Below are 12,197 nucleotides of genomic sequence, written 5' to 3' on the forward strand. Positions count from 1 at the left end.
GGAGGTATTATGAACGAGCATAACGATTTTCAACAAGAAATGCAAGACAAATACAGAAATTTAGTCCCTGATTATTCACAGCCGCCCAGCCCCGTTGATTTTCGGATTGGTTTTGGGCGCCGATTAGGTGCATATATGATTGATTTTGTAATTTATACGTTCTTGCTTGTTCTTGCAATGAGTTTTTTTGGGATACTTGATGATTTTGCATCATTGATGACAATGGGGCAAGACTTTGGAAGCAACCATGAAGAATTACAAATTTTTATGAAAGATTTATATGCTCGGTTTTATCCGTTGGTACTTGTAATTGCGTTTGCATATTACTCAATGGAGATATTTTTTGCACAAACAGTAGGTAAAATGGTACTAGGCATAAAAATAGCAAATTCGGATCGCACACAAGCAAGTCTAGGAACGCTTATAAAAAGATTTGTAGCGAAGTATTTTAACTACTTTTTGCTATTGTTGTATATTTTAACAAACGTTGAAATATTCTCGACTTTGCAATCAATATTTGGCATAGTAATTTTTATTGGTTTTTTTCTTGTACTTTCAGAATCTAAGATGGCGTTACACGACCGCATTGCAAAAACAGCAGTATTTTTTAAAGATGAGATTTTACTGGATGAAATTAAAGAAGAAAATAGTATTAATATATAATTGGGAAGATCAATGGCAAAGCGAAAGAACAACAAAAAAGGTATTATTATTGGAATAACAATTGCTATTCTGGCAATAGTGGGAATAGTATTAGTTATTTTTGGACGTGGTGAGCAAGCAATTGCAGTTACGGTAGAAGAAGTAAGTAAAAGAACAATAACACAAACAGTTTCGGCGGTGGGAAAAATCCAACCTGAAACCGAAGTCAAAATTTCCTCGCAGACATCAGGAGAAGTTATTTTCCTTGGAGTTAAGGAAGGCGAAACAGTTAAAGCACGTCAGTTGCTTGCACGTATTAATCCCGATATTGTCGAAACTCAGCTTGAGCAAGTAAAAGCAAGTGTCGAAGCTGCAAAAATCGATATTGACGCACGTGTTTCCGAGAAAGAAAGAGCAACAAATGATTTCTACCGTGCGAAAGAATTGTTCGATAAGAAGTATATTTCGAAACAGGAATTTGATAATTACAAAGCATCGTATGATTTAGCTATGAGTTCGTATAGATCTGCGATGGCTCGCTACGAACAAGCAAAAGCGACATTGCGACAGTATGAAAGGTCTTTGGCTCGCACCTCAATATACTCACCTATTGACGGCGTTGTTACTTCGCTTTCAGTTGAGCTTGGTGAAAAAGTGGTCGGAACAGAAATGATGATGGGGACGGAGATGATGCGAATAGCAGACCTGAATGTAATGAATGCCGTTGTTGATGTTGACGAGAACGATATTGTGTATGTAAAGCTTGGAGATACTGCCTATGTTGAGCTGGATGCAATACCTGATAGAAAATTTAAAGGAGTAGTACTTGAAATTAGTCATTCTGCTAAAGTATCGAGTGTAGGTACACAAAACGAAGTAACTAACTTTGAGGTTAAGATACGACTATTGGAGCGAGACACACGTTTTCGTCCAGGTATGAGCTGCAATGTGGAAATTCAAACAGAAACACGTCAAAACGTTCTTTCTGTTCCTTTGCAATCAGTAACCATAAGAGATTTAGGAATGAATTCGTTTAATGAGAACGAAACTGGACCTGATGAAAAACCAACACAAAGCAAATCTCGTCCTCAACAAATTGTATTTACACTCGAAGGCAACAAAGCAAAAATGCGAAAAGTTGAAACAGGCATAAGCGATAAAGGTTATATAGAAATTATTTCTGGGTTATCATTAGGCGAAAAAGTTATTTCTGGAAGTTATCAGGCAGTAAGTAAATTACTAACAGACGGGACAAAAGTAAAAGTAGATTCATTATTTGGAAAAGGACCTAAAAAATCTGGGAAAAAATAATGAAGGAAAATGATTTGCTCATAGAGATAGAACACATTTCAAAAGTATATGAAATAGGAGTAGAAAAAGTATTTGCTCTGAGAGATGTTTCACTACGTATTCATCGCAATGAATATGTAGCTATAATGGGACCATCAGGTAGTGGAAAATCCACTTTGATGAATATTATTGGATGCTTGGACACTCCTACTTCGGGCAAATATATTTTTGAAGGCGTAGATGTAAGTTCGCTTACAGATAATGAACTTGCAGAAATCCGTAATAGAAAAATAGGATTTGTTTTTCAAACATTTAATTTGCTTGCACGAGCAACAGCTTTAAAGAATGTTGAATTGCCACTCATATATGCTGGGATAAGCAAAAATGAACGCATTGAACGTGCAAAGAAGGCACTTTCCGACGTTGGGCTTGAGGACCGAATGAGCCACAAGCCAAACGAACTATCCGGTGGACAACGTCAAAGAGTAGCAATAGCTCGAGCTTTAATTACAAATCCATCAATAATACTTGCGGATGAACCTACGGGAAATTTAGATACAAAGACAGGCGAAGACATTATGAGGCTGTTTGCTGATCTCTGGAAATCAGGCAACACAATAATTCTGGTTACTCACGAAGAAGACATTGCACGACACGCACATAGAATAATACGAATTCGTGATGGACTAATCGAAAAGGAAGTACAAAATCCAAATCCGATTTATCTATAATTGATGAGAATATTATGTTACTGCTCGAAATAAAAGAATCTATAAAAATCGCATTTGAATCTATGAAGGCGACGAAGCTTCGTTCGGGACTTGCATCGCTTGGTGTAGTAATTGGAATTTCTTTTGTAATAATAATGGGTTGGATATTAGCCGGACTGGACAAAGCAGTAGAAGACACCTTTAATATTATTGGGAAAGATATGCTGTATGTTGATAAATGGGATTGGGCAGGCGGAAAAAACTGGAAAGAAGTGCAAGCGCGTAAAAATATCACTTACGAGCAAGCATTACGCTTCAAAGAACTAATTCGCTCAGCAGAAGTAGTTGTTCCCAATGCTCGATATTGGGGCGGACAGGTGAAATATGAAGGTGAAATATACTCTGGGATATCAATAGAAGGCGTTACTTATGAATATGCACGAACTCCTATGGGGAATATTGAACGTGGCAGATTCTTCAGCGAGTTCGAAGATAGAAACGGCGAGAATGTATGTGTAATTGGTTCCATACCTGCAGCTCGTATTTTCCCAGATAGCAATGGAATAGGCAAAACAATCAAAATTAACGGAAGAAACTTTCTAATAGTTGGTCAAATTACAAAGCAAGGCACAATGATGTTAGATTTTGTTGATAATATTATTTATATACCAATGAAAAGTTTCTTCTCTACATTTGGATATACAAATAGAAGTTTTACAATTTGTGTAAAAGCCGGCAGTATCAATGCGATGGATGAAGTTCGAACCGAAACCGAAGGAGTAATGAGAACAGTCAGGAATATTCTACCGGGAAAGGAAAACGACTTTTCGATAAACGAAAGTCAGGCGTTCGAAAAATCGTTTACAACAATAAGAGCAGCAGTTTGGGGTATTGGGATTGGAATGACTTTTCTATCGTTTTTAGTAGGTATGATTGGGATAATGAACATAATGTTTGTTTCGGTAACCGAGCGAACAAAAGAAATAGGGATACGCAAAGCAGTTGGGGCAAAGAAACGCTCTATATTGTTTCAGTTTCTTGTAGAGGCAGCAGTTTTGTGTATGATTGGTGCAATAACATCATTCATATTTTGTTCCGTATTAGTATATTTTGTAGCAACATATTTACCGTTATGGAACGAAAGTTTCAACTTCCTATCGCCAATAATACCGCTTAATTTGTTAATCATAGCAACGATTGTATCAATAATTGTTGGAGTGTTAGCTGGACTTATTCCAGCAATGCGGGCGGCTAATTTAGACCCAATAGAAGCGTTAAGGTATGAGTAGCTTTGATTAGTAGTGATAATTAAGATTGTATTTTAATAAAACGAAAAGAGGCTGATAAATGGACAGCCTCTTTTTGTATAAATAAGTATACTCACTATCTATGAATACCACGGGAAGAATTTCGGATAAAATCGATGCAATATTGGACATCATCAGAAAATTGTGGGTGATTTTTAATAAATTCCTCAATACCTTGCTTATTATTAAAGCCAGAAAATAGAACAGTATCGTAGAAAATTTGAAGTTCGTTAATCACATCTTCCGAAAAGCCTCTTCGACGCAAGCCAATTTTATTGACTTTTTCAACACGGGGTGGATTTCGACCAATAAGTACAAACGGCGGAACATCCATAACAATTTTAATATCGGCACCGATCATAGCATGTTTGCCAACGGTTACAAATTGATGAATTTTAGCAAAACCACCAAGAATCACAAAATCTTCGAGATGCACGTGCCCGGCAATTTGAGCAACATTGGACATAATTACGTTATCACCGACAATGCAATCGTGAGCTACGTGGCAATAAGCCATAATTAAGCAATTAGAGCCAACGGAAGTTTTACCGGTGGATGCTGTTCCACGGTGGATAGTTGCGAACTCGTGAATTACAGTATTATCACCAATAATAGTGAGAGTATCTTCGCCGGCATATTTTAAATCTTGCGGCTCGGTTCCAACGATGGAGTAAGGGAAAAGCCTACAATTACTGCCAATGGTAGTTCTACCATCGATGTAAGCACCAGCCATTAGAACTGAGCCGTCGCCGATTGTAACTTTGTCGCCGACGAAGCAATTTTGGTGTATAATAACATTCTCACCTAATTGAGCATTAGGCGAGACAACAGCTGAGGGATGAATTTGTACTGCCATATATTACCTATCAACAATTGCTGCTTGAAATTCTGCTTCTGCAACGGGGACGCCGTCGACATAAGCAATACCTTTAAACATAAGAGTATTAAGTTTTTTGTGAACAAGTTCAACTTCCATAACCAATTGGTCTCCTGGAAGCACTGGCTTTTTGAAACGAGCGTTTTTAATTCCCATAAAGAAGAGTAGTTTATTGCCAACTTCTTCTGGAGCGAGTTGACTCCAAACTATTAAACCACCAGTTTGAGCCAGGGCTTCACAAATGAGCACGCCCGGCATAACGGGTCGTTCGGGGAAGTGACCAAGGAAAAATGGTTCGTTAAAAGTAATGTTTTTATATCCAATAATTTTAGTTTTTTCTTCATTGAAATGTATAATTCTATCTATAAGCAAAAACGGGTAACGGTGCGGCATAATTTTAAGAAGCCCGTTTATATCAAGAACAACATCAGGGGCTTTTGATGGATTAAGTCGCTCTAATTCAAGTTGTTTGAGATATTTTTTGCGGAGAAGCTTAACAAACTCAAAATTGCTTGCGTGGCCAGGACGAGCAGCAAGGATTTGAGCTTTGATTGGAGCACCAACAAGAGTCAAATCGCCAATCATATCAAGCAATTTATGGCGAGCAGGTTCATTTTTGAAACGTAAAGAAGAATTGTTGAGAATACCACCATTAACAAGTGAATCAGGGACGTCTGAAGTTTTGAAAGTCTCTTTGACCCATTGTTTTTTTTCTTCGGAAAGCTCGCAATCAATAATAACAATAGCACTATCAAGGCTGCCACCTTTAATCAAACCATTTTTATAAAGCATTTCAACTTCTGTAAGGAAGCAAAAAGTGCGCGCTGGTGCGAATTCTGTTTCAAATTCCTGCTCTAAATTAAATAGACCAGTATGTTGACTGCCTAATGCTGGATTGAAATAATCTACCATAACAGTAATTCGATAGTCATCGAGAGGCAGGGCAACAATATCGACTTGTTTGGCTTCGTTTGTATAGCGAACAGTATCATCAATAACAAGGTATTTTCGTTCAGCATTTTGCTCGACAACACCAGCTTGCTTCAATGCTTCAACATAAGGCAAGGAACTACCATCGACAACAGGTGGTTCGTTTGCGGATAGTTCAATGATACAGTTGTCAATTCGCATACCAGCAAGGGCAGCAAGAACGTGCTCAACAGTATGAACACGGACATCGTCTATACCAAGAGTAGTTCCACGAGAAAGGTCAACGACATAGTCGACAAGTGCAGGAATTTCTACCCTTTTCTCTAAATCTGTGCGGATAAACTTATATCCATAATTTGCAGGTGCCGGCTTAAAAGTGATAGTAGAAGGGTTGCCTGTATGCAGGCCAATACCGGAAAAGGATACCTCTTTTAAAATAGTTCTTTGTTTTTCCATTTAACTTATTACTTTAGTTTATACTAAATTTTGCACAAAACATAAATTCAAAACTACAAATTATTTAGGTATAAAAAAAATAAAATAAGGGTGCCCATTAGTTATATAGACATAATATAAAGATAAAGATCTTGGTGTGTATTCAGTTTGAGTTTTTTCTTAAGGCGGAGACGAGCCTTTTGCACACTGGAAGGAGCAACATTTAGAATTCGAGCAATTTCTTTCGTTGTGTAGTTCATACGAATATAAGCACAATGTCGGAGTTCATTTTGAGTAAGATTTGGGAATTTATTCTTCAAGTTCGTAAAGAAATTTTTATGAACAGCTTCGAAGTGCTTTTTAGATATTTCCCAATCACGTTCAGGCAAGAAATATGAATTGAGTAATTTATTAAGCCGGCGAACATCATCATCGGAAATATTATATTTTTTAGCAAGAAGTTTATGACGTTTATTGAGTTCTTCAATAAGTTTATTTTTTTCATTAAGATAAACAGTTTCAACAGCAAGTTTTCTTTGAATGGCAGATAGTTCTGCTAGCTCAGTATTATCCAGAATGATTATCTGGTAGTAGTTTTTATCAAGCACATTAAAAAAAGAAACAGTTAAAATAATATATTTTATTTTATTATTCCTTTCTATTCTAAACTTGATAGAAACATTTTCATCTTTCAGTTTATACTCTTTCATCATTTCGATAAAATTCTGGAAGTATTCATAATCATCAGCGTAGATGTAATTCAATAGTTCAGAAATGCTTAATTCCTCAACATTTTGGAGTTCCAAAATATCCAAAGCTTTTGGATTTGCAAACACAGGAACAAGATTGTCGAGAACAATTATTCCGACAGGTGCGTATTTAGCGAGCGTTCTATACTGGGCCTCGTTTTCTGCAATAATTTTTTCTTGTTCTTTTTTTTGAGTAATGTTTTCAGCAACTTCCAAAATTCTATGCAATTTTCCGTCCTTGTTAAAAATAGGAGATGCTTTTATTAACCAATAAGTGCCATTTCGTGTTTTACGGATAAATTCTTCTGGTTTTAAGGATTGTTTGACGCGAAAAACTGAGCAATTCTCGCAGGGTGAATTATCGTCTGCCCAAATTTCGTAACATTTGCGGTTGAGCATTTCTTTTAGTGTCAGGTTAGATCCTTCAACAGCACTTTTATTTGCCCAAAGAATGTTATAATCAAGGTCTTGGACAATCACAAAGTCGCTTTGGTAGTCAAGAATGGCTTCTTTTTCGATTTCAGCATCTTGGAGGGCATATTCTTTCAATAACTTTTCAGTATTATCTTCGAAGAAAACACAAAATAGCCTTTTCCCCATTTGGTTTAATGTTAAACAAGAAACTTCGAGATAATATGTTTCGTGTTTAGCATTTTCGTATTTAATATTAATTTTAATTTTGTTATTATCAAATGAGGCAAAATTTAATGGCAAGTTTGTAATTTTCTCGAAAGATTTGCCTTTGCAAGAGTCATCACAGACAAAAATTTTTGAAAATGCAGAATTAAAAGCAACAATTTGAAAATTTTCGTCTAAAATACATTTGGCATCGAGACTATTATTAAATATTTCTTCGTAAATATTCATTGCAACAAAATAGAAAACAACGACTATAAATTTACAATTAATTTGAAATTTATCATAACTTAAATATATCAATAAGCACTAATTTTTTTGAATTGTCAATAAATTTAATTAATTTTCATTGAAGAAATATATTTTATTGTGTTATTAAAACAAAGCAAAAGATGGAGCAATTATACGAATTCCCAGATGAATATGATGAGCAGGGTCTATTTGGAGGAAATGAAAATAAAGATTTAGAGTTATTTTTAGAAAAAGTAATTGAAACCGGCAATACATTAAACATAGAGTTAATCACAAAGGCGTATTGGTTCTGCGTAAATTATCATCGAGGAGTAAAGCGAAAGAGTGGGTATCCATACTACACGCATCCACTAAATGTTACATTAATTTTGATTAAAGAATTAGGTATATTCGATGAGCAATCTATTATTGCATCGTTGTTGCATGATGTTATTGAAGATGTTGAATCGGTTACAAAGGGAATAATTGCAGAAGAATTTTCAGAAGAAATATCTGAGATAGTCGATGCTGTAACGAAGATAGACGAACCCGACGAGGAATTAATAAGCTTAGTAAAAAGTGAAAAAGAATTAATAAAAATAAAGAAAGCGGAAACTTATAGGAAGTTGTTTTTGTCGCTTGTTAAAGATGTAAGAGTTATACTTATTAAGCTTGCAGACAGGTTGCACAACTTGCGAACGCTGCACTATTTAGGGCAGCAAAAACAGTATGAAGTTGCCGTTGAGACGCTGAATTTCTATGTTCCGTTTGCACATAGACTTGGTCTGAACAAAGTTAGAATGGAGATGGAAAATAGAGCATTTTATTATTCTGATAGGAAAACATACGAAGCAATCAAAGACGCTCTCAATAGCAAACGGAGAGATTTTATTGAATATATAAAGGTATTTGTTAATCTAATTCAAAAAAGTTTAAAAGAAAAAGGAATAGAAGCGACTATTACAATAGTGCATAAGTATGAGTATGAAATTTTTCAAATGATAAAAGATGGCAAGAGTTTAGAGGATATAGATAATTTTTATTCGATAGTTTTAATACTACGAACAAATGATGTCGCAGAGTGTTATCGTGCTCACGGGATATTGGCAAATGTTTTTAATGCAATTAGTTTTGCCGATTATGTTGCAAATCCGAAGTTGGACTGGTATAGGTCATTGAATACAGAGCTTTTCGGTCCAGATGGGAAGCGCGTGGAGATTTTAATTAGAACAGAAGAGATGGAAAAAATTGCTGAGGGAGGTTTTGCAGCAAAATTTTCTTTGAAATCAGGACGAATCAGAGCCTTAGCCTTGAACGACACAGATGTGCAAAACTGGGGTATCTGGATGCGTGATATGATTCTGACAGAAGGAGAACGAGCAACACAAATTATTTGGGATTCTATAAAAACTAATCTATTCGATAGCGAACTTACTGTATATTCAAAAGAAGGTCATCCTATCAAGCTACCTGAAGGAGCTACAATTATTGATTTCGCATTTAATATTAGTCAGGAAACGGGTTTGCATTGTATTTCAGGAAAGGTGAATGGAATTGTGCGAGAATTAAAATATAAGCTTCGAAACGGAGATCAGATTGAAGTTATCTCTTCGCCAAATAGTTTTCCATCTGTCGAGTGGATAGAATATGTTGTATCCTTCAAAGCTGTCTTTCATCTTCATAATTACTTTAAGAATAATTCAACTCTTCAGAATCGTTCCAAAACTATGAAAAAAAATTATGAAGTGAAACTTTTGATAAAAGGCGAGGATCGAGAGGGAATGCTTATGGACATAACTATGGCAATTGGTTCAAACAATATCAGAAGAGTTAATCTTGATGCTTCAGGGTCAATGTTTGAAGGAGCTATCACAGTATACGTGAAGGACGAAAATCAATTAAATGAGATTTTTGGGAAGTTGCTATTAATCAAAGGTATTCGTGGAGTTGAAAAAATAGAAGAAATAGAGTAAACGGCACTAATTGAATTATCAGAAGAATATAATTTTATTTGGATTGACACCTATGGAATAAGTTTTTATTGGTATAGAATCGAAATTATTTTTGAAAATCAAGAGTTCTCCATTTGAAGTAAATCTTTTTGCATTACCAACTAAAACAAGAGAAGCATCAGGACTAATTGAAAGCGAATACCAAATTGAATTTGGATTTTTATTTATAGTTTTTGGTTCAATTTGAGCGAATGATTTATTTAATTGGATGAAGAACACACCAGAAATTGCATCAGTATTTCCTTGAAGAAAATAAAGAGTGTCCAAAGAGGGAGAAAGCGTCAGATCAGTCGGGCGTGTACGCCATTGGCGAGTGATTTGATGTGTAGAAGCATCAATTTCTACGATCCCACCAAGGGAATCAGGAAGCGAAGGAAGATTATAGTAGGCAGCGTAAATACGATTGTATTTGCTATTTGCAACTACTTCGATAAGATTTTTCCCGCAAAAGATGTTTTTGAACTCTTTGGAACTGTTAATATCAACAATGGACAGAGAGCCGGCTTTCGGAGCATTGTGGAAAAAATCGCCATAGCCAGAATTAGCAACATAAAGATAATTACCAAGTCTTGTTGCACCCTCAGGAAAAGGGCCGACATCAATTGTTTCGCCTTCATATGTTAGAGTTTTTGGGTTGAATATTGCAACTTGGTTTTTAAAAAGTAAAGTAACGTAGGCGGTAGTATCGTTGATAACAACAATATCGCGTGGCATTGAATTTTGAGGAAGAAATATTCTGCCAATAGATTTTCCATTAATTTTATTAAAAACTTCTATTGTTGAACTGGTAGAAACAGACACGAAAACAGTATCACCTTTGATTTCAATGTCGGAGGCAGTATCGCCAATTCTAAGTTCTGGATTAGCTCTTCTGAAATATTGATTAATAATTATCCCATTCATTAAATCTAAACGAGAAATAGATGCATTATCGCTTCCCCAAAGCCCTTCGCAAAGAATGAAAACGCCATTTTCCCCAATAATAAAATCTGAGGTTTCTGGTGAATTTGGTGTTCTAATACAAGAAACACACAAAATTAAAATTAGAATTGACAATGTAATTTTTTGAAAAATCATTGTAGAGAATGAGATAAAAATTCAACAAATTTATCAGAAGAACCAACTTTGGAATAAACATAATCTCGGGAAGCTTTGGAACGGGAGTTATATGTAGATTTATCAATCGTTAATTCTGTTATCCAGCGGTGGAGATCTTTAGAATTATGTATTATTGATAGCGCATTGCCTTCAAGCATAGGCTTGGCATCAGGTGAATTAAAGCAATTCGGACCACAGGCAACAGGGATGCCGTATCCCGCAGGTTCTGTGAGAGAATGAACACCCACTCCAAAAGCACCACCAACATAAGCAAAATGAGCGTTTGAATATAGCATCAAGAGCTTTCCAACGTTATCGACAAGGACAACGCCACCAGGTTGAACAGTCTGCGGTTCAGACAGAAGTTTTGACAATCTAATTGAATTTGGGAAAACAGTTTCGATGGATTGGAGAAAAGTTTCGTTTGGCTCGTGAGGAACCAGAATAGATGTAATTTTATTTAAATTACTGAAATTATATTTGATTAGAGCGTTTGCAATTATTTCAAAATCTTTTTCCCAAATGCTTCCTGCAACAAAAATAAATTTATCTGAGAAAGAAGAAGTTGAAATAATCGGTTTAGATTTAGCGGTCTTGACTTTTTGAACAATTCTATCGAAACGGGTATCTGGAAGAACTTTAATATCAGTTTTTATTTTTAATTGTTGAAAGTAATGGAGATGTTCGGAATTGACAACAAAAATTGCATTAAAAAGCGAAAAAACGAATCTATAAAATTTCTTCATTAAGAGTGTTTTATTAAAGAAGTTCTGATTTGGTGCAGTAGCATTAACAAGAAAAGTAGGGACATTGTATTTTTTCAAAAGCAATAGATAATTAGCCCAGAGTTCGTAACGAACGAAAACAACTGCATCTGGTTTGATTTTATTAATTACAAGCTTTGAGTTTGTTGGTAAATCAAGCGGAAGATAGAATATAGCGTCGGCGTATTCATATTCTGCTTGGGTTTTATATGCAGAAGGTGAAAAAAAAGAACAAACGATTTGTACATCAGGGAATTTTGTTTTCAGAGTTTCGATAATAGGTTTTGCTTGTTCGAATTCACCCACAGAAGCGGCGTGGAACCAAATTATTTTTCTTGTATGGTTAAGTTTATTTAGAGATTGAAGTGATAAATTAACATTTTTTTCTCTTTCTTTAAATTTTAGGAAGAATGGTTTCAAAATAAAAGAGAAAAAATAGAGAATAAGCAGTGCAATATTATAAAGAATAATCATATTTAGTTAAATAGAAAGATGCCGCCTACGGATGTAAACGGC

The 12,197-nt window shown here is 35.4% G+C and carries 10 protein-coding genes; 5 read left to right on the forward strand and 5 right to left on the reverse strand.

What is annotated here, in order from left to right:
* Positions 1-9 precede the first annotated feature (9 nt).
* The 4 genes from AC6QZF_RS05300 to AC6QZF_RS05315 are packed head-to-tail and all read left to right on the forward strand — an operon-like array spanning position 10 to position 3,931.
* Positions 10-663: an RDD family protein gene (locus AC6QZF_RS05300; protein WP_499798836.1), complete on the forward strand. Its 654-nt coding sequence runs from the start codon at positions 10-12 to the stop codon at positions 661-663.
* Positions 664-675: 12 nt separating this feature from the next.
* Entirely contained in the window at positions 676-1,953 is a 1,278-nt protein-coding gene (locus AC6QZF_RS05305) for an efflux RND transporter periplasmic adaptor subunit (protein WP_499798837.1), read from the forward strand.
* Positions 1,953-2,663: an ABC transporter ATP-binding protein gene (locus AC6QZF_RS05310; RefSeq protein ID WP_499798838.1), complete on the forward strand. Its 711-nt coding sequence runs from the start codon at positions 1,953-1,955 to the stop codon at positions 2,661-2,663. Before AC6QZF_RS05305 ends, AC6QZF_RS05310 begins: the two co-directional genes overlap by 1 nt.
* Before the next feature lie 14 nt (positions 2,664-2,677).
* Positions 2,678-3,931, forward strand: coding sequence for an ABC transporter permease (locus AC6QZF_RS05315; RefSeq protein WP_499798839.1), 1,254 nt, complete (start codon positions 2,678-2,680; stop codon positions 3,929-3,931).
* 94 nt (positions 3,932-4,025) lie between these two features.
* Here the strand turns inward: AC6QZF_RS05315 and lpxA are convergent, their stop codons facing one another.
* The 3 genes from lpxA to AC6QZF_RS05330 all read right to left on the reverse strand — a co-directional run bounded on the left by lpxA (position 4,026) and on the right by AC6QZF_RS05330 (position 7,807).
* The gene (gene lpxA, locus AC6QZF_RS05320) at positions 4,026-4,805 is read right to left on the reverse strand and encodes an acyl-ACP--UDP-N-acetylglucosamine O-acyltransferase (protein ID WP_499798840.1); all 780 of its coding nucleotides are present in this window, start codon (positions 4,803-4,805) and stop codon (positions 4,026-4,028) included.
* A gap of 3 nt (positions 4,806-4,808) precedes the next feature.
* Positions 4,809-6,212: a bifunctional UDP-3-O-[3-hydroxymyristoyl] N-acetylglucosamine deacetylase/3-hydroxyacyl-ACP dehydratase gene (locus tag AC6QZF_RS05325; RefSeq protein WP_499798841.1), complete on the reverse strand. Its 1,404-nt coding sequence runs from the start codon at positions 6,210-6,212 to the stop codon at positions 4,809-4,811.
* Between the two features lie 101 nt (positions 6,213-6,313).
* On the reverse strand, positions 6,314-7,807 hold the full coding sequence (locus AC6QZF_RS05330) for a PAS domain S-box protein (RefSeq protein ID WP_499798842.1): 1,494 nt from the start codon (positions 7,805-7,807) through the stop codon (positions 6,314-6,316).
* 161 nt (positions 7,808-7,968) lie between these two features.
* On the opposite strand from AC6QZF_RS05330, the gene AC6QZF_RS05335 reads away from it, so the two are divergent.
* Positions 7,969-9,780, forward strand: a complete 1,812-nt coding sequence (locus AC6QZF_RS05335) for an HD domain-containing protein (RefSeq protein ID WP_499798843.1) — start codon at positions 7,969-7,971, stop codon at positions 9,778-9,780.
* 18 nt (positions 9,781-9,798) lie between these two features.
* Here AC6QZF_RS05335 and AC6QZF_RS05340 read toward each other — a convergent pair whose 3' ends face one another.
* Positions 9,799-10,875 carry a YncE family protein gene (locus tag AC6QZF_RS05340; RefSeq protein ID WP_499798844.1) on the reverse strand — a complete coding sequence of 359 codons (1,077 nt, stop codon included), beginning with the start codon at positions 10,873-10,875 and terminating at the stop codon, positions 9,799-9,801.
* Between the two features lie 17 nt (positions 10,876-10,892).
* Positions 10,893-12,155, reverse strand: a complete 1,263-nt coding sequence (locus AC6QZF_RS05345) for a 3-deoxy-D-manno-octulosonic acid transferase (RefSeq protein WP_499798845.1) — start codon at positions 12,153-12,155, stop codon at positions 10,893-10,895.
* Positions 12,156-12,197 lie beyond the last annotated feature (42 nt).

The organism is Eximiradius sp., assembly GCA_937127445.1.
GTDB lineage: Bacteria > Bacteroidota > Ignavibacteria > Kapaibacteriales > UBA2268 > JAKIZO01.

What these genes read in the sequence shown, in the direction of transcription:
- AC6QZF_RS05300 (WP_499798836.1), top strand. Translation starts at nt 10, where the DNA reads ATGAACGAGCATAACGATTTTCAACAAGAAATGCAAGACAAATACAGA.
- AC6QZF_RS05305 (WP_499798837.1), top strand. Translation starts at nt 676, where the DNA reads ATGGCAAAGCGAAAGAACAACAAAAAAGGTATTATTATTGGAATAACA.
- AC6QZF_RS05310 (WP_499798838.1), top strand. Translation starts at nt 1,953, where the DNA reads ATGAAGGAAAATGATTTGCTCATAGAGATAGAACACATTTCAAAAGTA.
- AC6QZF_RS05315 (WP_499798839.1), top strand. Translation starts at nt 2,678, where the DNA reads ATGTTACTGCTCGAAATAAAAGAATCTATAAAAATCGCATTTGAATCT.
- lpxA (WP_499798840.1), bottom strand. Translation starts at nt 4,805, where the DNA reads ATGGCAGTACAAATTCATCCCTCAGCTGTTGTCTCGCCTAATGCTCAA.
- AC6QZF_RS05325 (WP_499798841.1), bottom strand. Translation starts at nt 6,212, where the DNA reads ATGGAAAAACAAAGAACTATTTTAAAAGAGGTATCCTTTTCCGGTATT.
- AC6QZF_RS05330 (WP_499798842.1), bottom strand. Translation starts at nt 7,807, where the DNA reads ATGAATATTTACGAAGAAATATTTAATAATAGTCTCGATGCCAAATGT.
- AC6QZF_RS05335 (WP_499798843.1), top strand. Translation starts at nt 7,969, where the DNA reads ATGGAGCAATTATACGAATTCCCAGATGAATATGATGAGCAGGGTCTA.
- AC6QZF_RS05345 (WP_499798845.1), bottom strand. Translation starts at nt 12,155, where the DNA reads ATGATTATTCTTTATAATATTGCACTGCTTATTCTCTATTTTTTCTCT.